Genomic DNA, 22,882 nt, shown 5'->3' on the forward strand with positions numbered 1-22,882 from the left:
AAAAGGAAAAATAGGGAACCCCGAGGCACTATCGTTCATCATTCGAACGGAAGCAGTCGTCACCCCCCGACGGGGCCAGCAACAGCCGGAGAGCCACCGCACATGTCGTACTCACCCGACGGCCAGTACCAGCCGCCGTACCGGCCGGAAGGTCAGAACCCTCCGCCGCGCCCGCCCTACGGCCAGCAGCAGGGAGCCCAGCAGGGCCGGCCGCAGTACGCCCCCCAGGGCGGACGCCCGCAGCCCTACGGCCAGCCCCCGCAGGGCGGGCAGCCCTACGGCGGCCCCCAGCAGGGACGCCCGCAGCAGGGCCGGCCCCCCTACGGGCAGGACCAGTACGACTACGAGGCGCCGACGCAGGCGTACCCCCGCTACGAGCAGCCGGGGTACGGACAGCAGCAGTACGACCAGTACGAGCCTCCCTACGAGGAGCCGCCGCGCCGCAAGTCCAAGGCGAAGAAGTGGATCATCGCGGGCGTCAGCGTGCTGGCCCTGGCCGGCATCGGCGCGGGCGTGATGGCGTACCTCGACATACCGCCGTTCAGCGACAAGGGCGAGGCCGTCTCCTTCGGCAAGCCCGCGGGCGGCGAGGCGGGGGGCAAGCAGGCGGCGAACTCGAAGATGTCGATGCCGACGAACCCCACGGCCCAGTTCAAGAACGCCTCCACCCTCTCGGACGGCACCCACGTGGCGGTCACCGACCTGGACGGCAAGAAGTCCGGGTTCAAGGGCAAGGTGTGGGTCTGGGCTCCGAAGGAGTACAACGACCCCAAGTTCGCCAAGAGCGGCTTCCCGGTCATGATCGCCCTGCCCGGCGGCGCCGGCTACCCGGTCAACTACTGGATGGGCACGGACCTCAAGCTCCAGGCGAGCATCAGCAAGTGGTACTCCGAGGGCAAGAGCAAGCCGTTCATCCTCGCCATGCCCGTGCTGAACCCGGAGCCGGACAAGGGCATCTACTGGGACGGCTCCGACATCCCCAACCAGCCGAAGATGGGCACCTGGCTGACGGACGACGTCCCGGACCTGATGCGGGAGAACTTCCGCACCGTCAAGTCCCGTGACGGCTGGGCCTTCATGGGCTCCTCCACCGGCGGCTTCGCCAGCCTCAAGGCGGTGCTGAAGTACCCGGAGAAGTTCAAGGCCGCCATCTGCTCCGGCCCCGACATCGTGCCCGACTCCCCGCTGTGGAAGGGCTTCGACAAGGAGAAGGCGGAGAACAACCCCGAGGTGCTCGCCAAGCAGCTCATCGACAAGAAGGGTTCTCCGGACGTCTACCTGGCCTTCCAGGTCGGCGACAACGAGAGCAACAAGAAGACCCTTCCCGACGTGCAGAAGTTCGTGGCCACCTACACCAAGGGACCCATCCACACCACGCTCAGAGTGATCCCGGGCGGCGAGCACAACGCCAAGACCTACGTGCCGAACATGGGTGAGGGACCGATCGAGTTCATCAGCAAGGTCATGGAAGGACCAGTGGAGTAACCGCCTCCGCACGCACTGCCTCCGGCTCCGGCCCGTCGAACACCTTCGGCGGGCCGCTGCCGTTCCAGGGCTCCCAGCCCGGGTCCCCGCCGACGGCGTAGCGGACCCAGGCCCCGTGCATCTCGTCCGCCAGGGCCTGCGGCGCGTCCGGCCCGGCCAGCCAGGAGGACTCCGGCCTGTCCAGGGTGTCGAAGACGAAGCCCAGTTCCAGCGCGTGGCAGGCGCCGAGACCGGGCAGGCCGCTGGGCCAGCGGAACTCGTAGAGGTGGCTGGGGGCCGCCCGCCGGGCCCCGGCGATCCGGCGCAGCGGGTCCCGCAGCAGCCGGTCGGTGACCAGCTCCCCGGCGAGGTCGGCCGGGGAGGCCTCCGGCAACGCGGCGCGCAGCGCCCGTACGGCGGCCCGGTCCTTGCCGCCGCGCAGCCGCCCGTACGCCACGGCCAGCGGGCCGAGCCGGTCCAGCAGCCGCATCCCGCCCGTCGGCGCGAGCCACAGCCGGTGCTCCTGGGCGGTCCAGCCCATCAGCAGCGGGACCTCCGAGGCCGCGGCGGCCTCCAGCGGGTCGGCCGGGAGGGTGGCGGGGTCGGTGACGAGCCCGAAGGCGGGGCCGCCGAGCACCGGGGAGGAGCGGCGCATCGCCGCGTCCTGGGCGGCGAGCAGGGCGGGCAGGGGAACCGCCTCGAAGGCCCGCGCGGTGGCCGGCACCCGCAGCCGGGCGGCCATCCGCCGGACCATCGTGCGGACCTGCTCGCGCGGCAGCGCCTCGGGGGCCCCGCTCTGCAGGACGGCCCGGGCGAAGAGCCCGGCGGCCCGGGGCGCGGCGAGCAGGGCTCCGGTGCTGATGGCGCCGGCGGACTCGCCGAAGACGGTGACCCGGCCGGGGTCCCCGCCGAAGGCCGCGATGTTGTCGCGGACCCATTCCAGGGCGGCGATCTGGTCCAGGAGGCCCCGGTTGGCGGGTGCGTCGGGGAAGAGCCCGTAGCCCAGGACCCCGAGCCGGAAGTTCACCGAGACCAGCACGACCCCGTCACGGGCGAAGGCGGAGCCGTCGTAGACGGGCACGGCGGACGAGCCCCGGGTGTGGGCGCCGCCGTGGATCCAGACCATGACCGGCAGCCGGGCCCCGGGGGCCGGGTCCGGGGTCCAGACGTTGAGGTTGAGGCAGTCCTCGCCGGGGATCTCCGGGTCGGACAGCAGGGCGGCGAAGACGGGCGGGTAGGGCACCTTGGGCGCGGTCGGCCCGAAGGCCCCGGCGTCGCGCACGCCGTCCCAGGCGGCCGGGGGCCGCGGGGCGGCGAAGCGCAGGGCGCCCGTGGGCGGGGCGGCGTAGGGGACGCCGCGGAAGACGGCGGTGCCGGCGGCCTCCCAGCGGCCCTCCACGACCCCGTACCCGGTGCCGGCCCGGGGCCGGCGCCCACCGCCCGCTGTGCTCATCCGCGCTCTCCTGGCCGGCCCCGGTCCGCGCCCGGGCCTCGGTAGGGCCCGGTTCCGCTTCCGGGCGTTCCGAGCACGGTCGCACACCCGTCCGACGGGTGACAAGGCGTGACCGGCTCCCGGGCGGGCCGGGTTGGACCGGCATGCGAGCGAACCTCATCCCCCCTGCCGCGGCCGCCCTGGCCCTGGGCGCCCTCCTGGCGGCCGCGGCCGGCCCCGCGCAGGCCGCCGGACCCGGATTCCAGTACGTCGGCCAGGACGACCGCGTCCACGGCGTGACCTCCCCGAACGGCTGCGCGGAGGCGGCGGGCGGCGGCGGCCGCGCGGTCACCAACCACACGGGGCGCACCGCCTCCCTGTACCGCGAACCGCACTGCAAGGGGCGGGTGGTGGCGGTTCTGGGGCCGGATGCGGTCACTCAGGTCCGGCCCTCCTTCGCCTCTGTCCGTTTTTCCGTCCCCGGGTAGCCGCCTGGGCCGTGACCACTCGGCGCTCGCCGCGTTGTATGCCATGTCAAATGCCGCAGAGGATGCGGCGCCCACATCTCACGAGGAGATCTTGATGTCGCGTATCGCGAAGGCATTCGCCATCACCGCTGTCGCCGGTAGCACCGTGGCCGCCGGCGCCGGTCTGGCCGTCGCCGATGCCGGAGCGCACGGTGCGGCGGTCGGCTCCCCCGGTGTCCTGTCGGGCAACGTCGTTCAGGTTCCGGTTCACGTCCCGGTCAACGTCTGCGGCAACACCGTGAACGTGATCGCCCTGCTGAACCCGGCCTTCGGCAACACCTGCGTCAACGCCTCCGGCGGTGGCCACCACACCGAGGGCGGCAGCTACGGCGGCTGACCGCCTCCCCGCCTGACCGGCTGAAGGGCCCCCGCCGTACGGCGGGGGCCCTTTCCGTGCTCCGGGCTCATTCGTAGCGGTAGACGCCCCCGTGGCCGAGCATCTCGCGCGGGGTGACGTTCCAGGGGGGCATCGGCTCGTCGAGGGCGATCACCCGGCCCCGCTGGAGGTCTCCGAGCTCCAGCGGGGCGGCCGGCAGGTAGCCGGAGCCGGGGTGGCGCTGCTGCCAGCGGTCCCAGACCAGGTCCACGAAGGCGTGGTGCAGCCAGAACGCGGGGTCGTTGGGGGAGGTGGCGCCCGTCATGTGGCCGCCGATCCACTGGTGGACCTTGTTGTGGTTGCGCCAGCGCTCGCTCTTGGGCGCGGCCCAGCCCTCCAGCTTGTTGCGGAAGCCCCCGCCCTCGGTCGTGGAGTTCCAGGGCGAGGAGTCGTAGACGGGGTCGTCGATCGCCCACTGGAGTTCGGCGGCGGTCGGCAGGGAGATCGGATTGCCGGGCCGTCCGAGGTTGCGGGTGAGGAAGGGGGCCTCGCTGACGCCGACGGTGATCGTCCAGTTGCCCCGCTGGTGGGCGAAGGGGCCGGTCGTCACCTGGAGGTCGCCCTCCCGGCCGGTGCCGCCGAGGAAGTCCTCGGCCCACAGGGAGGAGACGGGGCTGGAGTCGGCGGTCCAGTCCCAGTACGGGATGGAGATGCGGGGGTCTAGGTCGCGCAGCCGCTTCTCGAATTCCAGCAGGTAGCTGCGGTGCCAGGGGAAGAACGACGGGGACATGTGCCCCACCCGCAGCTTCCGGTCCCGGTCGGGCACGAAGTAGGTGCCGTGGGTGCGCACGAACTCGTCGTAGGTGCCGTTGCGCTTGAGTTCCAGCAGCGCGGACGTGAAGAGCTTCTTCTGCGCGCCGGTGAGGTTCTTCTGGTTCTGCCGGGTGTACACCGCGGGGGTCCTCCTGGTTCCCGGCCGTCAGCCGTGGTGCGGGGCGGCCAAGGCCAGCTGGGTGGTGCCGAGTTCGTCGACGGCGGCGCGGGCCAGCTCCAGCGGGGTGTCGTAGGACTGGAAGTGGTTGACCGCGCTGAGGTAGCTGCCGTCGGCGCGGCGCATGACGTGCAGGGGCCGGCCGTCGATGTGCACCGCCTCGCCGGCCGCGTCCACGCTGATGTGCCGGCCGCGGTAGGTCTCCTCGGCGAGCGGGGCCGGGCCGAGGGTCTGCCGGGGGCGGCGGGTGCGCAGGAGGGGGGTCAGGGCGGCGGCCGTGCCCGCGAGGGCGGCCGCGCCGAACACCGTACGGAGGAAGGCGCGGCGGGTGGCGCCGGCGCTGCGGTTCATGGGTCTCCCTCGGTCGGTGGTCCGCGTACGCGGTCTAACGCCGAGTGGCGGGGAGAGGTCACCTGTGCGTGACGGGTCCGCTGCGCGGGCTGGGTGCTCCGCCCCCGGACCCCCGCGCCTCAAACGCCGGCGGGGCTGATTTTCAGCCCCGCCGGCGGGGAGAGAGCCCCTCCCGCTACGGGGCCGCCAGCTCCGCGAAGTCGGCCACCAGGCCCCGGTGGTGCCCCTCCGTGCCGAGCGCCAGCGAGTCGGCCTTGGCGCGCTTGAGGTAGAGGTGCGCGGGGTGTTCCCAGGTCATGCCGATGCCGCCGTGCAGCTGGACGCACTCCTCCGCCGCCCGGACCGCGACCCCGGAGCAGTACGCCTGGGCGACGGCCACCGTCAGGGGCGCGTCGGGGGCGGCCGTGGCGAGGGCGTCCGCCGCCGCGCGGGCGGCCGCGCGGGCCGAGGCCACGTCCAGCCACAGCCGGGCGAGGCGGTGCTTGAGGGCCTGGAAGGAGCCGACGGGGCGGTTGAACTGGTGGCGGCCTCGCAGGTACGAGACGGTCTCGGTGAGGCACCACTCCGCGATCCCGACCTGTTCCGAGGCGAGCAGCCCGGCCCCGGACAGCAGCGCCCCGGCGACGGCCGCCCGGGCGGTGGCGGGGTCGGCCAGGGGGGTCGCCTCGGCGCCGTCGAGGGTGACGGTGGCCAGCGGGCGGGTCAGGTCCAGCGGGACCGCCGGGGTGAGGACGGCCCGGTCGGCGCGGACGGCGTGCAGCCCCGTGTCGGCGAGGACCAGCAGGACGTCGGCGGCCACCGCGTCGGCGACGGAGGTGACCGTGCCGCTGAGCACCCCGCCCCCGGCGTCGTGGAGCGGCGCCGGCAGGGGCGCCCCGGGGGCCTGGGTCAGGGGGAGGGCGGGGACGCAGACGAGGCGTCCGGCCGCGAGCTCCCCCACCAGCTCCGCCGCCTCGGGGCCGTCACAGGCGCAGGCGAGCAGGATCTCCGTCGCGAGGACGGAGCCGGTCAGGTACGGGACGGGGGCCACGGCGCGGCCCAGCTCCTCCAGGACGACGGCGGCCTCCCGGTGGCCGGCGCCCGCGCCGCCCAGCTTCTCGGGGACGAGCAGTCCGGCGGCGCCGATCCCGGCGGCCAGGGTCCGCCACAGCTCCGGGTCGTGGGGGCGCCCGGTCTCGGCCCGGGCGAGGACGTCGGCGGGCGCGCAGCGGTCGGCGAGCAGTGACCGTACGGCCGCGCGGAGCTCCTCCTCGGTATCGGAGTAGAGCAGGTCGAGGGGGGCGCGGGGGGCCGAGTGGCCCGGCTGCGGCGGGCGTGCGCTCATCGGGCGAGGTCCTTCCAGGGGGTGTCCTTGTCGTCGCGCGGTTCGGCGGGCAGTCCGAGGACGCGTTCGGCGACGATGTTGAGGAGGATCTCGCTGGTGCCGCCCTCGATGCTGTTGCCCTTGGCGCGCAGGTAGCGGTATCCGGCGTCGCGGCCGGTGAAGTCGACGATCTCGGGGCGGCGCATCGTCCAGTCCTCGTACAGGAGGCCCTCCTCGCCGAGGAGTTCCACCTCCAGGCCGCTGATCTCCTGGTTGAGCCGGGCGAAGGTGAGCTTCATCCCGCTGCCCTCGGGGCCCGGCTGGCCGGCCGCGAGCTGCTGGCGCAGCCGCTCGGCGGTGAGGCGGGCCACCTCGGCCTCGACCCACAGGCCGAGCAGCCGCTGGTGCAGGGCGTGGGTGCGCAGCTCGGGGCGTTCGCGCCAGGCCGCGGCGACGGGGGCGATCATGCCGCCCTCGCGCGGGAGGCGCATGCCGCCGATGGAGACGCGTTCGTTCATGAGGGTGGTGCGGGCGACGGCCCAGCCCTCGCCGACGGCACCGAGGCGGTGGGCGTCGGGGATGCGGACGCCGGTGAGGAAGACCTCGTTGAACTCGGCCTCACCGGTGATCTGGCGCAGCGGCCGGACCTCGACGCCCGGGGCGTGCATATCGCACAGGAAGTAGGTGATGCCCCGGTGCTTGGGCAGGGACGGGTCGGTGCGGGCGATGAGGATGGCCCAGCGTGCGGTGTGGGCGCTGGAGGTCCACACCTTCTGCCCGTCGACCACCCACTCCCCGGCCGCCTCGTCGAGGACGGCGCGGGTGCCGAGGGCGGCGAGGTCGGAGCCGGCTCCGGGCTCGCTGAAGAGCTGGCACCAGACCTCCTCCCCCAGCCACAGGGGGCGCAGGAAGCGGCGCTTCTGCTCCTCGGTGCCGTAGGCGAGGATCGTGGGCGCCGCCATGCCGAGGCCGATGCCGATCCGGCGCGGGTCGTTGTCGGGGGCCCCGGCGGCCTCCAGCTCGGCGTCGACGACGGCCTGGAGGGTGCGGGGCGCGCCGAGTCCGCCGAGGCCCTCGGGGTAGTGGACCCAGGCGAGTCCGGCGTCGAAGCGGGCGCGCAGGAAGTCCTCGGGGGCGGCGGCCGCGGGCGGGTGGGCGGCGAGGAGGTCCCGGGTGCGGGTGCGGAGTTCCGCGGCGGTGAGGGTCATCGGGCGCCGCCGGGGAGGGAGGGGACGACGACCAGCCGGCCGGTGGTGGTGCCGTCGGCGACGCGCTGGACGGCGTCGGCGGCTCCGGCGAGCGGGACCCGTTCGCTGACCAGGGGGGTGATCGCACCCTGGTCGGCGAGGCGGGTGAGTTCGGTGTGGCAGGCGAGGACGGCGGCTGGGTCCTTGGCGGCGTACAGCCCCCAGTGCAGGCCGAGGATCGAGTAGTTCTTCACCAGGGCGTGGTTGAGGGCGGGGGCCGGTACGGTGCCGCCGGCGAAGCCGACGACGACGATGCGGCCCTCGAAGGCCACGCACTTGGCGGAGGCCGTGTAGGCGTCGCCGCCGACGGGGTCGAAGACCACGTCGGCGCCCCGTCCGCCGGTGAACTCCTTGACGCGGGCGACCGGGTCCTCGGCGGTGCGGTCGATGACGAGGTCGCAGCCGAGCTCCTCGGCGGTGCGCACCTTGGCCTTGCCGCCGACGACCCCGATGACGGTGGCCCCGGCGGCCTTGCCGAGCTGGACGGCGGCGCTGCCGACCCCGCCGGCGGCGGCGTGCACGAGGAGGGTCTCCCCGCTCTCGATGCGGGCCCTGCGGTGCAGGCCGAACCAGCCGGTCTGGTAGCCGATGTGCAGGGCGGCGGCCTCGGCGTCGTCGAGGGAGCCGGGGGCGGGGAGGAGGGCGCGCGCGGGGGCGGTGACGTACTCGGCGAATCCGCCGTGGGGCAGGCTCGGGTTGGCGATGACGCGCCGGCCGTCCTCGGTCTCGCCGCAGACCTCGACGCCGGGGGTGAAGGGCAGCGGGGGCCGGATCTGGTACTGGCCCCGGGTGAGGAGGGCGTCGGGGAAGTTGACGTTGGCGGCGAGCACCCTGAGTCTGACCTCGCCCTCACCGGGTACCGGTTCGGGGACCTCCTCGAGGCGCATGGCCTCGCGGGGTTCGCCGGTCGTGTGTACTCGCCATGCCTGCATCCGGGGCCTCCAGCCGCCGTCGAGGAACCACGCTCGGCGGCATACTAAGCGGTCGCTTGCAGGCTTGGGAACCCTCGGCGAAAGCGGCCGCGCAGGAGGGAGGCGGGAAATGAGTACCTGGAGATAACATCAACTCGCCGCTTTCAAGGGGCATATGACACATCAGGGGTCCCGTACGCCCGGAGCCGCCCATTCCGGGCGTGGGTCCGGGCCACGGGCACACATGCACACATCACAGGGGGAAGAGAACGATGGACCGCACCCGCACCCGCACGCGCCGCGCCGCCTCGGCGGCGACCGCCGCCCTCGTCCTGGCCGGGATCGTCACCGCGGCCGGACCGGCCGCCGCGGCCCCGGCCTGCACGCCCCGGATCCAGGTCCTCGGCTCCATCGGGTCCGGCGGCTACCAGGTGGGCAACCCGCAGTTCGAGGGGGTCCTCGGCCTCGGCACGGGCAACCTGTCCGTCGGCCGCTCCGGCGGCAAGGCCGTCTACTGGACCGGCACCCGGCTCCACAAGGTCCCGCTGCCCGAGACCACCTTCTCGGGCGCGGTGCTCGCCGTGAACAAGGGCGGGCTGATGGTGGGTGCCGTGTACGGCGCCGAAGGCTACCTCTTCACCTACCGGGCGGGGGACGCCGCGGTCACCCGGCTGCCCGGCAGCGACTTCCAGTCCGACGAGGCCGACGTCAACGACGCCGGGTACGTCGTCTCGCGCAACCGGAGCGGCCTGGGCGTGGTGTGGAAGGACGGCCTGAAGGTCCGCGACCTCCCGGTCCCGGCCGGCGCCGCCCCCGGCACCAGGATCGAGCTGGTCACCGGCATCAACAACAAGGGCGACGTCATCGGCATGGCCCGCGAGGACTACGAGGTGCCGGAGACCGGCCAGCACCTGGAGGGAACCTTCCCCGTGCTCTGGCCCGGCGACGGCGGCCCCGCCCGGGCCCTGGCCGCCACCGGCAACGACAGTCACGTACAGGACCTCGACGAGAGCGGCCGCGTCGTCGGCTACGACTGGAGCGGCATGGCCTACCGGTTCACGCCGGCCACCTGGACCCCGCCGCTGACCGGGCCCGCCTCCTTCCCCGGCACGCTCAAGACCCACCCGTACGGCACCCTGGAGGCGATCAGCCCGACCACCAACGTGTCCGTCGGCACCGCCAAGTTCCACCCGGACGAGCAGACCCTCCCCGACCAGGCGCTGCTGTGGCCGGGCTCGGGCCCGCTGCTCGCCCTGCCCCGGCTGGCCGCGAACCAGGCCAGCACCGCCGCGTCGGCCGCCGACGACGGCCGGGTCGGCGGCGCGGCCGTCAACGCGGCCGGGACGCTGAAGCCGGTGATCTGGACCTGCGCCGCGAAGCAGGCGTACGAACCCAAGTAGAGCCCGGGCAGGCCGGCCCCTCCCTTGGCCGGGGCCCGCGCGGGCATGGCGATCTGAGCGCACACGCGCTATCAGCGGGGGCTCGCCGAGCGGATCCGGCCCGTGCTGGCCTCGCTCGCCGACCCGGCCGTCGGGGCGCCCGCCGAGGGGCCGGGGCGGGACCGGGTGCGGGCCCTGCTGGACGCCGCCGGGACCGTACTCGACGCCGCCGCGCACGCCATCCGCCACGGCGACCCCGTACGGCTGCCCGGCCCGGCCCTGGAGGTGCTGAAGGCCCCCGTCCCGCCGGAGGCGCTCCGGGGGGCGCCGCTGCGGGCCGCGCGCCGGCTGGCCGCGCTGCTGGACGACGTGCTGGAGACGGCCGAGCCGGGCTCCGGGCGCACCGCCGACCCCGGGGAGGCCCGGCTGCGGCCCACCGTGCCCGCCCTGGTGCCGCTGGTGCTGAGGGCCGTACGGGCCGAGCTGCGCCCGGGGTCGCCCGTCCTGCGGCACGCCGTACGGGTGACGGGGGCGGCCTGCGCGGGGTACCTGCTCGGGCAGGTGCTGCCGTTCGGGCACGGCTACTGGGCGCCGATGGCCTCGGTGATGGTGATGCGGCCCGACTTCACGCAGACCTGGTCCCGGGCCGTCGCCCGCTTCGGCGGCACCCTGGTGGGGGTGGGCGCGGCCACCGGGATCGTGCAGCTCGCGCGGCCCGGGATGTACCTGTCGGGGCTGCTCGCCGTGGTCAGTGCCGGGCTGATGTACGCGCTGATGCGCACCGGGTACGCCGTCTCGCAGGTGTTCGTCTCCGCCTACGTCGTATTCCTGCTCGGCATGGGCGGCGTCCGCTGGGACCAGACCGTCCCCGACCGGATCGCCCTCACCCTCGTCGGCGGGCTCCTCGCGATGCTGGCCTACGCCGTGTACCCGGCCTGGGAGACCCCGCGGCTGCGCACCCGCCTCGCCGACTGGCTCGCCGCCGACGGGCGGTACGCGGCCGCCGTCCTCGGGCAGTACGCCGACCCGGCCGGGGCCCGGCGCGCGGACGTGCGGGAGGCCCTCCTCGCGGCGCGCGACGCCCGCATCGCCTGGCTCGAGGCCCTCGAACGGGCGGAGGGGGAGCCGGTGCGCCACCGGGGCCTGTCCCGGGCGGCCGCCGACGGCGCCGGGGAGGCCGTGGCCGCGTTCGGCCGGGGCGCCATGCTGCTGGAGGCCCACCTCCCCGACCGGGCCCAGGAGCCCGTACCGGGGGCCGCCGAACTGGCCGAGGCGCTGCGCGGGGCGACGGGGGAGGGGGCGAAGGCGGTGCGGGAGCGCCGGGTTCCGCAATGGGAGCCGGTACGCGCCCTGCTGGACGGGGGGAACCGCGTGCCCGTGTCGGGCGTCGTACGCCGGGCGGCGGAGCGTCTGCTGGACTCGCTGGACGAGGTCTCGCAGTCCCTTCGCCCCTGACAGTGATCATTGCGGTACCGCGCGTGCACGTGCATCTGCCCATGCATGCGCTGATGAACACAGCTATGATCCGGTGGAGTTGACATCTGCACTATCGGGGGCTTCCTGTGGACCACGCGTACAACGGGACGGCAGCTGCAGAACTCACTTCCTTGTATGAGCTGACCTGGCAGAAGAGCAGACACAGCAACTCGCAGGGATCCTGCGTGGAGTTCGCCAAACTGCCCGGCGGCGACGTCGCCATGCGCAACTCGCGGTTCCCCGACGGTCCGGCGCTCGTCTACACGCCGGCCGAGATAGAGGCGCTGCTGCTGGGCGTCAAGGACGGCGAGTTCGACCATCTGATCGGCTGAACGAACGGGCGCGAAGAATCAGGCCATGCACGTGCACCGGCCGGGACTGATCGCAAGGATCAGGCCCGGCCGGTCGTGCGTGTCGTCGGTGCCCCGGGGCGCGGTCAGCCGGGGAGCAGGAACAGCGCCCAGACCACCTTGCCGGTGAGCCGTCCCGCGAGCGGGTGCCAGCCCCAGCTGTCGCTGTAGGCGTCCACCAGGAACAGTCCGCGCCCCGATTCCAGGTCGCAGTTCTGGTCCGTGCGCTCCGGCGCGAACGAGCCCCCCGGACGGTCCTCGCTCGGGTCCCGCACCGCGCACACCAGCCGCGTGCTCCACCGCATCAGGTGCAGCCGCACCGCCGCCGACTCCGGCTGTTCGCCGCCGCAGGGCCGCGCCTCGTCGGGGAGGGCGTGCCGCAGCGCGTTGGTGACGAGCTCGGAGACCACCAGCGCGACGTCGTCGAAGCGGTCGTCCAGGTCCCACTGGGACAAGGTCGATCTGGTGAAGGAGCGGGCGCCCCGCACCGCTTCGAAGCGGGCCGGCAGGGCGCATGAGGCGGACCCGGAGACGGCCGTGGGATCGACCGGGGGCAGCCCCTGCCGTAACGGCTCGAGCATGACCGATCCAATCGTCCCCATGCGAGGCACTCCCGGGATTCGCGGACGAAGCGGTCGGCTCCGGCCAAAGAGAACTGCGGGGTGGGTCCGGCGCCGGCGCGAAGAGCACGCAGGTGCGCGGCACCATCGTTCCGAATGCGGAAGCCGGATGCAAGGGCAGATGCACGTGCACGCGCCGGACCTGTCCACTCCCGTGACGGTTCTTGCTCATTTCTTCCTACGCATACTTACGGACTTCTTTTCCGGGGCGCCGGATTCCGTTACAGAACGAGTACGGGCCGATGCGTTTTGGTGGCAGACTGCGGCACCGGGGATACGGGGGCCCCGACGAGGCACGCGCACACCACGCGCACACCATTGCGATGGGGAGGGCAGGACTAGTGACCGCAGAAGCCAGCGGTTCTGTGGTGCGCCGCATCCTCCTGGGCTCACAGCTCAGGCGACTCCGAGAATCCCGCGGCATCACCCGTGAGGCGGCCGGCTACTCGATCCGCGCATCCGAATCGAAGATCAGCCGCTTGGAGTTGGGAAGGGTGAGCTTCAAGGCCAGGGACGTCGAAGACCTCCTGACCCTCTACGGCGTCACGGACGGGACCGAGCGGGAGTCCCTGCTGGGACTGGTCCGCGAGGCCAACGCGGCCGGCTGGTGGCACAGCTACGGGGACGTGCTCCCCGGGTGGTTCCAGACCTACGTGGGCCTGGAGGGCGCGGCCTCCCTCATCCGCATCTACGAGGTCCAGTTCGTCCACGGCCTCCTCCAGACCGAGGCCTACGCCCAGGCCGTCGTCAAGCGGGGCATGCCGAACGCCTCCGCCGCCGAGATCGACCGCCGCGTGGCGCTGCGGCTGGAGCGCCAGAAGGTGCTCGTCTCCGAGAACGCGCCCGTCTTCCACGCCGTCCTCGACGAGGCCGCGCTGCGCCGCCCGTACGGCGACCGCGACGTGATGCGCGGCCAGTTGGAACACCTGATCGAGATCAGCCAGCGGCCCAACGTGCAGCTCCAGGTGATGCCCTTCTCCTTCGGCGGCCACGCCGGCGAGAGCGGCGCCTTCACCCTGCTGCGCTTCCCCGAGTCCGATCTGCAGGACATCGTCTACCTGGAGCAGCTCACCAGTGCCCTCTACCTGGACAAGGAAGAGGAAGTGGCCCAGTACGCGCGGGCGATGGCGCGGCTCCAGGCCGACTGCCCCGATCCCGGATCCACCCGGGATCTCCTGCGCGGACTGCTCCAACTGTCTTGAACCGCACGTACTATGACGTCTGATCAGTGCTTGACGAAGAACGATCGGTCTCCGGTGCAGCGCAGGGGTGCGCGCTCGCAGTAAGGGATGGCATGTCCATATTCACCGACCTGGCTCACCAGTACATAGACGGCGAATGGCTGGCCGGCACCGGTTCGTGGGACATCATCGACGTCAACCCCTACAACGGGGAGAAGCTCGCGGCCATCACGGTGGCCACCGTCGAGCAGGTCGACCGGGCCTACCGGGCGGCCGAGCGGTCCCAGCGCGACTGGGCCGCCACCAGCCCCTACGCGAGACGCGCCGTCCTGGAGCGCGCGCTGCGGATCACCGAGGAGCGCCAGAAGGAGCTCGTCGAGGTGATGATCGACGAACTCGGCGGGACCCGTCCCAAGGCCGAGTACGAGGTCCACCTCGCGATGGAGTTCCTGCGCGAGGCGGTCCAGCTCGCCGTCCGCCCCGAGGGCACCATCCTGCCCTCGCCGGTGCCGGGCAAGGAGAACCGCGTCCAGCGCCTGCCCGTCGGCGTCGTCGCCGTGATCAGCCCCTTCAACTTCCCGTTCCTCGTCACCCTGAAGTCCGTCGCCCCGGCGCTGGCCCTCGGCAACGCCGTGGTCATCAAGCCCAACCAGAACGCCCCGGTCTCCGGCGGCGGGATCATCGCCAAGATCTTCGAGGACGCGGGGCTGCCCGCCGGCCTGCTGAACGTGCTGGTCACGGACATCGCCGAGATCGGCGACGCGATCCTCACGCACCCCGTCCCCAAGGTCATCTCCTTCGCCGGCTCCGACCGCACCGGACGGCACGTGGGCGCGGTCGCCGCCCGCCACTTCAAGCGGACCGTCCTGGAGCTCAGCGGGAACAGCGCCCTGGTCGTCCTCGACGACGCCGACGTGGACTACGCGGTGGACGCGGCCGTCTTCAGCCGCTTCGTCTACCAGGGCCAGGTCTGCATGGCCGCCAACCGGATCCTCGTCGACGCCTCCGTCGCGGAGGAGTTCACCGGGAAGTTCACCGCCCGGGTCCGCGCCCTGAAGACCGGCGACCCGCGCGAGGCCGACACCCACATCGGCCCCCTGATCAACCCCTTCCAGGCCGACGCCCTGACCGCCCTCGTGGACCGCGCCGTCGAGTCCGGGGCGCGGGCCCTCGTACGGGGCTCTACGCGCGGCAACCTGGTCGAGCCGACCGTCCTGGCCGGGCTCCCCGAGGACTCCCCGCTGCTGGGCCAGGAGATCTTCGGCCCCGTCGCCCTGCTGGTGGTCTTCGACGGGGAGGAGGAGGCCGTGCGCCTGGCCAACGCCACCCCGTACGGGCTCAGCGGCGCGGTGCACACCCGCGACGTGGAGCGCGGGGTCCGCTTCGCGCAGCGGGTGGAGACCGGGATGATCCACGTCAACGACTCCACCATCGGGGACGAGCCGCTGACCGCCTTCGGCGGGGAGAAGGCCTCGGGGCTGGGCCGGCTGGGCGGGGAGGCCACCGTGGAGGCCTTCACCACCCGGAAGTGGATCTCCATCCAGCACGGCCGGACGACTTTTCCGTTCTAGGGGCCCATCAAGGACAGGGGCTGACCGCAAGGCTTCGTAACGTGGTGGATGTCGGCGGGGGAGCACCCCGCACACCACCACGGCAAAGGCGGTCCGTCATGGCACACCCCACCCAGGAAGTCGCGGGAGACGAGCGCGGCACCCTCCTGCTCTTCGTCGAGGACCAGCGCGAGGCCCTGCGCCGGGCCGCTGCGGGCCTGACGGAGGAACAGGCCGCGAGCCGCCCCACCGCGAGCGAGCTGTCCCTGTCCGGGCTGGTCAAGCACGTGGCGGAGGTCGAGCTGAACTGGCTGCGGCTGGCCCAGCAGAAGCCGAACGAGCACGCGCGCGCGCCCCAGGACTGGCACGAGGGCTTCCGGCTCACCGAGGGGGAGACCCTCGCGTCCGCCCTCGCCTTCTGGGACACGGTCAAGGAGCAGACGACCGGCTTCATCGAGTCGGTCCCCAGCCTGGACGACGACTTCCCGCTCCCGCCGGCCCCCTGGTTCCCCGAGAACGCCACGGTCTCGATGCGCTGGATGCTGCTGCACCTGGTCCGCGAGTTCGCCCGGCACGCCGGCCACGCGGACATCATCCGCGAGACCCTGGACGGCACGAAGGCGATGGGCTGATCCACCGCCCCCCGGCGGCTCCCCCGGAAAAGGGGCTTGCACCTCACGCGGCGTGAGGAACCACAGTGGGGTGCGTACCCAACCGAAGGAGCGGAAAGCGATGGGCTACTCCGTGGGCCAGGTAGCCGGTTTCGCCGGAGTGACGGTGCGGACCCTGCACCACTACGACGAGATCGGCCTGCTCTCCCCGAGCGGCCGCAGCGGCGCGGGCCACCGGCGTTACGACGACGCCGACCTGGACCGGCTGCAGCGGATCCTGTTCTACCGGGAGCTCGGCTTCCCGCTCGACGAGGTCGCGGTCCTGCTGGACGACCCGGAATCGGACCCGAGGGAGCACCTGCGCCGGCAGCACGCCCTCCTCTCCGACCGGATCGCCCGGCTCCAGCAGATGGCCAAGGCCGTGGAGCACGCCATGGAGGCGAAGAAGATGGGCATCAACCTCACGCCCGAGGAGAGGTTCGAGGTGTTCGGGGACAAGGACCCGGAGCAGTACGCGGAGGAGGCCGAGCGCCGCTGGGGCGGCACCGAGGCCTACGCCGAGTCACAGCGCCGGGCGGCCACGTACACCAAGGCCGACTGGCAGCGGATCCAGGACGAGGTCACCGACTGGGGCGAGCGGTACGCGGCCCTGGTGGCGGCCGGCGAGCCGGCCGACGGCGAGGCGGCCATGGACATGGCCGAGGAGCACCGGCGGCACATCTGCGACCGGTACTACGAGTGCGGCTACGAGATGCACGTGTGCCTCGGCGAGATGTACGTGGCCGACGAGCGGTTCAAGGCGTTCTACGACGGCATGGGCGCGGGCGTGGCCGAGCACCTGCGGGACTCGATCACCGCCAACGCCGTGCGCAAGGCGTAGCGGACCCCTCACCCGAACCGCCCCCTCCGGTCCCTGGAACCCGGTGGGGGCGGTGTGCGTTCATAATTGAGACCGCCTGCATCGTCGCGTCCCCCACCGCAGACGTCCCCCTGCTGATCCAGGAGAGCCCGGAAACGTGGAACCCCTCTACACGCTTGCCCTCGGCCCCGAGTGGCTGTCCCCGGATTACCTGATCGGGCAGTTCGGCCTGATCGGCATCCTGGTCATCGTCTTCGCGGAGTCGGGTCTCTTCGCCTTCCTGCCGGGTGACTCCCTGCTGTTCACGGCGGGCCTGTTCACCGCCAGCGGCACCATCAAGGAACCGCTGTGGCTGGTGTGCACGCTGATCGCGGCCTCCGCGATCATCGGCGACCAGGTGGGCTACCTGATCGGCAAGTACTTCGGCCCGAAGCTGTTCAACCGCCCGAACAGCAAGGTCTTCAAGCGGGAGAACCTGGACTCGGCGCACGAGTTCATGGAGAAGCACGGCCCCAAGGCCATCGTGCTCGCCCGCTTCGTGCCCATCATCCGCACCTTCGCCCCGATGGTCGCGGGCGCCGGCGCGATGAAGTACCGGGTCTTCCTCACGTACAACATCATCGGCGGCATCGCGTGGGGCGCGGGCGTCACCGTCCTCGGCTACCAGCTCGGCCGCTTCGAGTTCATCAAGACCAACATCGAGGCGATCTTCATCGTCATCGTGCTGGTCTCCGTGATCCCGGTGATCTTCGAGGTGCTGAAGGCCCGCAAGGCCAAGAAGTCCGCCCCGGCCGCCCCCGCGCAGCCCGGGTACCCGATGGAGGAGCAGCCGCCGGCCCCCGGCCAGCGCGGCCGCCACGCCAAGCGCTGACCCCCCGGGCCGGCAGGGGGCGCGCAGACGCCCCCGCAAGCCCCTGAGGGCCCTCGTGCGCCCCGGAGACGCCCCGTCTCCGGGGCGCACGTGCGTCCGGCGGCTGAGGGCCGTCCGGGCGCCTCCCGGCCCGCAGGGGCCTCAGAAGCCGCGGGTCCGCTTCGCCGCCGCCCGGCGCTTGGCAGCGCTGCGGGCCCCGGGGATCCGCATGAACAGCCGCGAGCCCTCCGAGCCCAGGTTCACTCCGATCGCGATCGCGAGTGCGATCGCGGCGGCGTTGGTGAGCGAGGCCAGCCCCTTGTCGAGCCGGTTCTCGGCGATCGACAGCAGCCCGAAGTACGTCGCCGAGCCCGGCAGCAGCGGGCCGATGGCGGCCGTCACGTACGGCAGTGCCGAGGCGAACCGGTACCGGGAGAAGAGCTGCCCGAACAGGCCGACCAGGCCGGCCGCGACCGCCGTCGAGGGCACCGGCGGCAGCTCGGCGGCGCGCAGGGCGCCGAAGGTGACCCAGGCGACGCCGCCGTTCAGGGTCACGATCCACACGGTGGAGCGCTCCTGCTGGAGCAGGATCGCGAACGTGAACACCAGCACCATCGAGGCCAGGGTCTGCAGCAGCGGCCGGTGCGGGATCTGGAGCACCTCGTCGGGGTTGGGCGAGGCGCCGAACTGGAGGCCCACGTAGATCACGACGAGCACGCCGATGATGATCCCGATGAAGAGGTACATGACCTCCAGGAGCCGGGCCGAGGCGGTGATGTAGAAGCCGGTCAGGCCGTCCTGCACGGCCGCGACCAGGGCCCGTCCGGGCAGCAGCGCGAAGAGGCCGCCGGTGATCACGGCGGAGGCGCGGACGTCGAACTCGGTGAGCTTCAGGGCCACCCCGATCGCGGCCGGGGGCATCGCCGCGACCACGAACTGGTAGAACTCCGGCAGCCCGCGGTCGGCGAAGTACCAGGCCAGCCGGTCGCCGAGGACGGCGCCGAGGGCGGCGCAGAAGAACACCGTCACCCCGCCGCCGACGAGGACGGAGGCGGCCCCGGCGAGCAGCCCGGCGGCGGCGGTGAGCACCCAGGTGGGGTACGGGTGGCGGTTGCGGCGGATCACGGCCAGGCGGCGGTAGGCCTCCTCCAGGGAGGTCCCGGCCTCGGGCGCGCTGATGTCGTCCACCAGCCGGAAGACGGCGGCCAGGCGGGTGTAGTCGGTGCCGCGGCGGCGCACCGTGCGGCTCGCGGAGACCGGGTTGCCGACCAGGGAGGGCTGGTAGGTGATCGACAGCATGGTGAACGTGACGGTCGGCTCGGCGCGGTCGAGCCCGTACGAGCGGGCCACGGCGAACATCGCGGCCTCCACGTCCTCCGCGCCCTCGCCGCCGGCCAGCAGCAGCTCGCCGATGCGCAGGGTGAGGTCGAGGACGCGGCCCACGGGCGGGCCCGCCTCGCTCTGCCGCTGGGCCGCCTCGGGCACCGGGCGGACGTCCACCGGCATGCGCAGCATGGTGCGCATCCGGTCCTGCCAGGGCGAGGCGGCCGGGAAGGCGGGGGCGGGCGCCGGGGTGTAGGCGGGCGGGGACTGCTGGGCGCTGTAGGTGGCCGGGGCGGCGAAGGCGGAGCCCTCGGGCCCGGCGGGGGCGGCCGGCACGCCCTCCGGGCGGGCGAACTCGGAGGTGGTCTGGTCCTCGTCCGGGAGCCCGGGTTCCATCCCGGGCGGAGGGGTGAAGGCGCTGCGCGCCTCGTCGGACTTCGGCTTCCGGTCCTCGGGACCGGGCCCTTCGGCCTCCGCCACGCATCCTCCCACCCTTGATCACCGGCGGTATCAGTATGCGGAACCGTTTCCTCCATGGCGAAACAAGCCGCCGGCGGACCCGGAGACCGGACCAGGAGACCGGACCCGGAGAACGGGACCCGGAAAACGAAGCGGCGGGCGGCACCCCCGGCGTGGGGATGCCGCCCGCCGTCCTCTAGCGCTTACCGAGCGGAGCTCAGTGGTGGCCGCCCTGGGCCTCGAGGCGCTTGTAGGAGGCCTCGATCTCGGCCTCGGCCTCGGTGCGGCCGACCCAGTTGGCGCCCTCGACCGACTTGCCCGGCTCCAGGTCCTTGTAGACCTCGAAGAAGTGCTGGATCTCGAGGCGGTCGAACTCCGAGATGTGGTGGATGTCGCGCAGGTGCTCGACGCGCGGGTCGGAGGCCGGCACGCACAGCAGCTTGGCGTCGCCGCCCGCCTCGTCCGTCATGTTGAACATGCCGATCGCGCGGCACTTGATCAGGCAGCCCGGGAAGGTGGGCTCGTCCAGGATGACCAGCGCGTCCAGCGGGTCGCCGTCCTCGCCGAGGGTGTTCTCGACGAAGCCGTAGTCCGTCGGGTAGCTGGTCGAGGTGAAGAGGCGACGGTCCAGACGGATCCGGCCGGTCTCGTGGTCCACCTCGTACTTGTTCCGCGAACCCTTGGGGATCTCGATGGTGACGTCGAACTCCACGTCCTGCTCCTCCATGATCAGCTCCGGCCCGGTGGCCGGAGCTTGACTGCTCCGAGTGATAGCGCGTCCGGCCCATCCCTGGGGTGGGGTGCCATGCTCGCGGCAAGACGCAGTGGTTAAGTGTCCCTCACGCATATGTGTGATCGCGAAAGGGGCTGGTCCGAGGTGCCATTGGTCAAGACGTGGCAGCTCATCGCGGGGTCGGCCGTCGCCGGCCTCGCCCTGTCGGCGGCGGCCGTGGCCTCCGCGGGCCCCTGGGACTCCGGCCAGCGTAAGGCCGAGCGGGACCGGGCCGCCTCCTGGAGCCGGACGGGTGGCGCAGATCACGCGGCCGGATCCCTCCCGCAGGCCGCCCCGAGCGCTCCCGGGGTGCTCCAGGGCGTCGCCCCGCGCTCCGCCGACGCGTCCTCCGCCGCCCTCGCCGGGGTGCTCGGGCCGCTCCTCGCCGACAACTCGCTCGGGACCGTGCGCGCCGCCGCCGTGGTCGACGCCGTCACCGGCCGGGTGCTGTACGAGTCCGGCGCGGCCGAGGCCATGACCCCCGCCTCCACCGTCAAGATCGCCACCGCCAGCGCCGCGCTGACCGCCCTCGGCCCCGAACACCGCATCCGCACCACCGTCACCCCCGGGAGCGCCCCCGGCCAGATCGTCCTGGTCGGCGGCGGCGACCCCTCCCTGACCGCCAAGAAGAAGAGCCCGGCCGGCTCCGGCGGCAGCCTCGTGGCCCTCGCCGCCGACGCCGCCCAGGCCCTCAAGGCGGCCGGCACCGACACCGTCACCCTCGGCTACGACGACACGCTGTACTCGGGCCCCGCCCGCCACCCCATCGGCCGCAACGACAACCTCGCGCCCGTCACCGCCCTCACCGCCGACGAGGGCCGCCCCGACGACTCCACCGCCGGACCCGTCACCCGCACCGAGGACCCCTCCGGCGACACCGCCCGCGCCTTCGCCGGGCTCCTGCGCGACCGGGGCATCAAGGTCACCGGAGACCCCGCCCCCGCCAAGGCCGCCCCCGACGCCCGCCCGCTGGCCACCACCCTCTCCACCCCGCTCGCCGGGCTGGTCGAGCGGATGCTGACCAACAGCGACAACGACATCGCCGAGGCCCTCGCCCGCCAGACCGCGCTCGCCTCCGGCAAGCCCGCCAGCTTCGAGGGCGGCGAGAAGGCCGTCTCCGAACGCCTCGCCTCCCTCGGCGTCGACCTCACCGGCACCCGCTTCGCCGACGGCAGCGGCCTCAACCGGGCCGACAAGGTCAGCGCCCGCCTCCTGACGGCCCTCCTGGCCAAGGCCGCCGGTCCCGGCCACCCCGAGCTGCGGCCCGTCCTCACCGGACTGCCCGTCGCCGGCTTCACCGGGACCCTGCGCACCCGCAACGCCGGCACCTCCCCGGCCGCCGGGCTGCTCCGGGCCAAGACGGGCACCCTGACCGGCGTGAACTCCCTCGCCGGGACCGTCGTCGACCCGTCCGGGCGGCTCCTGGCCTTCGCCTTCCTGACCGCGAACGCCCCCGACGGGTCCGCCGCCGAGAAGGGCCTCGACAGGCTGGCCGCCGCCGTCGCCTCCACCCCCTGACCCACAGGTCTGCCGCCGGAGGGATCCGCAGCGGCGCCCGTCCACGTACCGTTGACGCATGACGAGCATCGGTGGTGCGGAGATGGTCGACTGGAACCTCGCGGTGGCGACCGCGACCCGGCTCGTACGGCCGGGTCCGGAGGTCAGCCGCGACGAGGCGCGGGCCGTGGTGGCGGAGCTCCGCCGGCACGCGAAGACTTCCGAGGAGCACGTGCGCGCGTTCACCCGGATGATGCCCGAGGGCGCCCCCCTCCCCGACACCCCCGTCCTCGTCGTCGACCGGGCCGGCTGGGTCCGCGCCAACGTCGCCGGCTTCCGCGAACTGCTCGGCCCGCTGCTCGCCCGGATGCAGGACCGCCGGGGCGCCGCCCCCGCCGGAGCCGTCCTCGGAGCCGTCGGCGGCAAGGTCACCGGCGTCGAGCTGGGCATGCTGCTCAGCTTCCTGGCCTCCCGCGTCCTCGGCCAGTACGAGACCTTCGCGCCCGTCGGCACCGACCTGCCCGGCAACCCGGCCACCGGCGGCCGGCTGCTGCTCGTCGCGCCCAACATCGTCCACGTCGAGCGCGAGCTGGAGGTCAGCCCGCACGACTTCCGGCTCTGGGTCTGCCTCCACGAGGAGACGCACCGCACCCAGTTCACCGCCGTCCCCTGGCTGCGCGCCCACCTGGAGGGCGAGATCCAGGCCTTCCTCGGCGCCACCGAGATGGAGCCCGGAGCCCTCCTGGAGCGGCTGCGCGAGGCCGTCCAGTCCTTCGCCGGGGCCCGGCCCGACGGGGAGCGCGGGGAGGAGGCCCACTCCTTCGTCGAACTCGTCCAGACCCCCGAGCAGCGCGAGGTCCTCGGCCGGCTCACCGCCGTCATGTCCCTGCTGGAGGGCCACGCCGACTTCGTCATGGACGGGGTCGGCCCCGAGGTGGTCCCCTCCGTCGCCGAGATCCGCGAGAAGTTCCAGCAGCGCCGGGCCAGCGGCGCCGGCCGCCTGGACGCCGCCCTGCGCAAGCTGCTGGGCCTGGACGCCAAGCTGCGCCAGTACCGCGACGGCGAGCGGTTCGTCCGCGCCGTCGTCGGCGAGGTCGGGATGGACGGCTTCAACCGCGTGTGGACCTCGCCCAACACGCTGCCGACCAAATCGGAGATCGCCCGGCCCTCGGACTGGGTGGCGCGGGTGCACCGGAAGGGGAGCGCGGGACGCGAAGAGGGGTGACGCGTGAGGTGTGAACTTGTCCCACTGGGGGAAGCAGCATCACCCTTCCGAGGGACCGTGGGGCGTCGAAGGGCGTGCGATGCTCGGGAAACGGCTCGCTTCTGTCACCATCAACGCACTCTGAGTGACCAAATCGCGCGCAACACCCCGAAGCCTCCGAGCATCCGAACTCCACGAAGGGCACCGGA

20 protein-coding genes and 2 pseudogenes are annotated in these 22,882 nt (G+C 73.1%); 13 read left to right on the forward strand and 9 right to left on the reverse strand.

Going from position 1 to position 22,882, the window contains the following annotated elements:
- The first annotated feature begins 102 nt into the window (after positions 1-102).
- Positions 103-1,485 carry an alpha/beta hydrolase-fold protein gene (locus AB0O29_RS11810; protein ID WP_365149872.1) on the forward strand — a complete coding sequence of 461 codons (1,383 nt, stop codon included), beginning with the start codon at positions 103-105 and terminating at the stop codon, positions 1,483-1,485.
- Here AB0O29_RS11810 and AB0O29_RS11815 read toward each other — a convergent pair.
- Positions 1,463-2,917, reverse strand: coding sequence for a carboxylesterase family protein (locus AB0O29_RS11815; RefSeq protein ID WP_365149875.1), 1,455 nt, complete (start codon positions 2,915-2,917; stop codon positions 1,463-1,465). The genes AB0O29_RS11810 and AB0O29_RS11815 overlap by 23 nt on opposite strands.
- Before the next feature lie 143 nt (positions 2,918-3,060).
- Between AB0O29_RS11815 and AB0O29_RS11820 the strand changes: the two genes are divergently transcribed.
- Positions 3,061-3,384 (forward strand): hypothetical protein, encoded by a 324-nt coding sequence (locus AB0O29_RS11820; RefSeq protein ID WP_365149878.1) that lies wholly within the window; start codon positions 3,061-3,063, stop codon positions 3,382-3,384.
- Positions 3,385-3,478: 94 nt separating this feature from the next.
- The gene (locus AB0O29_RS11825) at positions 3,479-3,760 is read left to right on the forward strand and encodes a chaplin (RefSeq protein ID WP_365149881.1); all 282 of its coding nucleotides are present in this window, start codon (positions 3,479-3,481) and stop codon (positions 3,758-3,760) included.
- A gap of 67 nt (positions 3,761-3,827) precedes the next feature.
- Here AB0O29_RS11825 and AB0O29_RS11830 read toward each other — a convergent pair whose 3' ends face one another.
- The 5 genes from AB0O29_RS11830 to AB0O29_RS11850 all read right to left on the reverse strand — a co-directional run bounded on the left by AB0O29_RS11830 (position 3,828) and on the right by AB0O29_RS11850 (position 8,563).
- Entirely contained in the window at positions 3,828-4,691 is an 864-nt protein-coding gene (locus AB0O29_RS11830; protein ID WP_365149884.1) for a tyrosinase family protein, read from the reverse strand.
- A gap of 27 nt (positions 4,692-4,718) precedes the next feature.
- Positions 4,719-5,081, reverse strand: a complete 363-nt coding sequence (locus tag AB0O29_RS11835; RefSeq protein WP_365149887.1) for a tyrosinase family oxidase copper chaperone — start codon at positions 5,079-5,081, stop codon at positions 4,719-4,721.
- 175 nt (positions 5,082-5,256) lie between these two features.
- The gene (locus AB0O29_RS11840; protein ID WP_365149890.1) at positions 5,257-6,405 is read right to left on the reverse strand and encodes an acyl-CoA dehydrogenase family protein; all 1,149 of its coding nucleotides are present in this window, start codon (positions 6,403-6,405) and stop codon (positions 5,257-5,259) included.
- Positions 6,402-7,592 (reverse strand): acyl-CoA dehydrogenase family protein, encoded by a 1,191-nt coding sequence (locus tag AB0O29_RS11845; protein WP_365149893.1) that lies wholly within the window; start codon positions 7,590-7,592, stop codon positions 6,402-6,404. The genes AB0O29_RS11840 and AB0O29_RS11845 overlap by 4 nt, the downstream gene beginning before the upstream one ends.
- On the reverse strand, positions 7,589-8,563 hold the full coding sequence (locus AB0O29_RS11850; protein WP_365149896.1) for an NADPH:quinone oxidoreductase family protein: 975 nt from the start codon (positions 8,561-8,563) through the stop codon (positions 7,589-7,591). Before AB0O29_RS11850 ends, AB0O29_RS11845 begins: the two co-directional genes overlap by 4 nt.
- Positions 8,564-8,814: 251 nt before the next feature.
- Between AB0O29_RS11850 and AB0O29_RS11855 the strand changes: the two genes are divergently transcribed.
- The 3 genes and pseudogenes from AB0O29_RS11855 (at position 8,815) to AB0O29_RS11865 (ending at position 11,729) form a co-directional block, all read left to right on the forward strand.
- Positions 8,815-9,942, forward strand: coding sequence for a hypothetical protein (locus AB0O29_RS11855; protein ID WP_365149989.1), 1,128 nt, complete (start codon positions 8,815-8,817; stop codon positions 9,940-9,942).
- Positions 9,928-11,376 (forward strand): annotated as a pseudogene (locus tag AB0O29_RS11860) (FUSC family protein); the annotation flags it as partial. The gene AB0O29_RS11855 and the pseudogene AB0O29_RS11860, both read left to right, overlap by 15 nt.
- A gap of 107 nt (positions 11,377-11,483) precedes the next feature.
- Positions 11,484-11,729, forward strand: coding sequence for a DUF397 domain-containing protein (locus tag AB0O29_RS11865; RefSeq protein ID WP_045946130.1), 246 nt, complete (start codon positions 11,484-11,486; stop codon positions 11,727-11,729).
- Between the two features lie 104 nt (positions 11,730-11,833).
- Here the strand turns inward: AB0O29_RS11865 and AB0O29_RS11870 are convergent, their stop codons facing one another.
- Positions 11,834-12,328 (reverse strand): ATP-binding protein, encoded by a 495-nt coding sequence (locus AB0O29_RS11870; RefSeq protein ID WP_365149899.1) that lies wholly within the window; start codon positions 12,326-12,328, stop codon positions 11,834-11,836.
- A gap of 362 nt (positions 12,329-12,690) precedes the next feature.
- Between AB0O29_RS11870 and AB0O29_RS11875 the strand changes: the two genes are divergently transcribed.
- The 5 genes and pseudogenes from AB0O29_RS11875 to AB0O29_RS11895 all read left to right on the forward strand — a co-directional run.
- Positions 12,691-13,569, forward strand: a complete 879-nt coding sequence (locus AB0O29_RS11875; protein ID WP_365149902.1) for a helix-turn-helix transcriptional regulator — start codon at positions 12,691-12,693, stop codon at positions 13,567-13,569.
- Positions 13,570-13,661: 92 nt separating this feature from the next.
- Entirely contained in the window at positions 13,662-15,119 is a 1,458-nt protein-coding gene (locus AB0O29_RS11880; protein ID WP_365149905.1) for an aldehyde dehydrogenase family protein, read from the forward strand.
- Positions 15,120-15,217: 98 nt separating this feature from the next.
- A complete protein-coding gene (locus tag AB0O29_RS11885) occupies positions 15,218-15,730 on the forward strand; it encodes a DinB family protein (RefSeq protein ID WP_365149908.1) in 513 nt (170 codons plus the stop codon).
- Positions 15,731-15,830: 100 nt separating this feature from the next.
- Entirely contained in the window at positions 15,831-16,589 is a 759-nt protein-coding gene (locus tag AB0O29_RS11890) for a MerR family transcriptional regulator (protein WP_365149911.1), read from the forward strand.
- Between the two features lie 136 nt (positions 16,590-16,725).
- Positions 16,726-17,364, forward strand: a pseudogene (locus AB0O29_RS11895) (VTT domain-containing protein); the annotation flags it as partial.
- Between the two features lie 216 nt (positions 17,365-17,580).
- Here the strand turns inward: AB0O29_RS11895 and AB0O29_RS11900 are convergent.
- Entirely contained in the window at positions 17,581-19,221 is a 1,641-nt protein-coding gene (locus tag AB0O29_RS11900) for a threonine/serine exporter family protein (protein WP_365149915.1), read from the reverse strand.
- A gap of 196 nt (positions 19,222-19,417) precedes the next feature.
- Positions 19,418-19,912, reverse strand: coding sequence for an inorganic diphosphatase (locus AB0O29_RS11905; RefSeq protein ID WP_365149980.1), 495 nt, complete (start codon positions 19,910-19,912; stop codon positions 19,418-19,420).
- Positions 19,913-20,047: 135 nt separating this feature from the next.
- Between AB0O29_RS11905 and dacB the strand changes: the two genes are divergently transcribed.
- Positions 20,048-21,490 carry a D-alanyl-D-alanine carboxypeptidase/D-alanyl-D-alanine-endopeptidase gene (gene dacB, locus AB0O29_RS11910; protein ID WP_365149918.1) on the forward strand — a complete coding sequence of 481 codons (1,443 nt, stop codon included), beginning with the start codon at positions 20,048-20,050 and terminating at the stop codon, positions 21,488-21,490.
- 58 nt (positions 21,491-21,548) lie between these two features.
- Positions 21,549-22,694, forward strand: a complete 1,146-nt coding sequence (locus AB0O29_RS11915; RefSeq protein WP_365149921.1) for a zinc-dependent metalloprotease — start codon at positions 21,549-21,551, stop codon at positions 22,692-22,694.
- The last annotated feature ends 188 nt before the right edge of the window (positions 22,695-22,882 follow it).

The organism is Streptomyces sp. NPDC089915 (assembly GCF_040684675.1).
In the GTDB taxonomy this organism is placed as follows: domain Bacteria; phylum Actinomycetota; class Actinomycetes; order Streptomycetales; family Streptomycetaceae; genus Streptomyces.

Excerpts from the sequence above, each read along its gene's own strand:
- AB0O29_RS11835 (WP_365149887.1), bottom strand. The coding sequence starts at position 5,081 with ATGAACCGCAGCGCCGGCGCCACCCGCCGCGCCTTCCTCCGTACGGTG.
- AB0O29_RS11915 (WP_365149921.1), top strand. The coding sequence starts at position 21,549 with ATGACGAGCATCGGTGGTGCGGAGATGGTCGACTGGAACCTCGCGGTG.
- AB0O29_RS11855 (WP_365149989.1), top strand. The coding sequence starts at position 8,815 with ATGGACCGCACCCGCACCCGCACGCGCCGCGCCGCCTCGGCGGCGACC.
- AB0O29_RS11825 (WP_365149881.1), top strand. The coding sequence starts at position 3,479 with ATGTCGCGTATCGCGAAGGCATTCGCCATCACCGCTGTCGCCGGTAGC.
- AB0O29_RS11840 (WP_365149890.1), bottom strand. The coding sequence starts at position 6,405 with ATGAGCGCACGCCCGCCGCAGCCGGGCCACTCGGCCCCCCGCGCCCCC.
- dacB (WP_365149918.1), top strand. The coding sequence starts at position 20,048 with ATGTGTGATCGCGAAAGGGGCTGGTCCGAGGTGCCATTGGTCAAGACG.
- AB0O29_RS11875 (WP_365149902.1), top strand. The coding sequence starts at position 12,691 with ATGGGGAGGGCAGGACTAGTGACCGCAGAAGCCAGCGGTTCTGTGGTG.
- AB0O29_RS11870 (WP_365149899.1), bottom strand. The coding sequence starts at position 12,328 with ATGCTCGAGCCGTTACGGCAGGGGCTGCCCCCGGTCGATCCCACGGCC.
- AB0O29_RS11890 (WP_365149911.1), top strand. The coding sequence starts at position 15,831 with ATGGGCTACTCCGTGGGCCAGGTAGCCGGTTTCGCCGGAGTGACGGTG.
- AB0O29_RS11815 (WP_365149875.1), bottom strand. The coding sequence starts at position 2,917 with ATGAGCACAGCGGGCGGTGGGCGCCGGCCCCGGGCCGGCACCGGGTAC.
- AB0O29_RS11810 (WP_365149872.1), top strand. The coding sequence starts at position 103 with ATGTCGTACTCACCCGACGGCCAGTACCAGCCGCCGTACCGGCCGGAA.
- AB0O29_RS11880 (WP_365149905.1), top strand. The coding sequence starts at position 13,662 with ATGTCCATATTCACCGACCTGGCTCACCAGTACATAGACGGCGAATGG.
- AB0O29_RS11845 (WP_365149893.1), bottom strand. The coding sequence starts at position 7,592 with ATGACCCTCACCGCCGCGGAACTCCGCACCCGCACCCGGGACCTCCTC.
- AB0O29_RS11820 (WP_365149878.1), top strand. The coding sequence starts at position 3,061 with ATGCGAGCGAACCTCATCCCCCCTGCCGCGGCCGCCCTGGCCCTGGGC.
- AB0O29_RS11850 (WP_365149896.1), bottom strand. The coding sequence starts at position 8,563 with ATGCAGGCATGGCGAGTACACACGACCGGCGAACCCCGCGAGGCCATG.
- AB0O29_RS11885 (WP_365149908.1), top strand. The coding sequence starts at position 15,218 with ATGGCACACCCCACCCAGGAAGTCGCGGGAGACGAGCGCGGCACCCTC.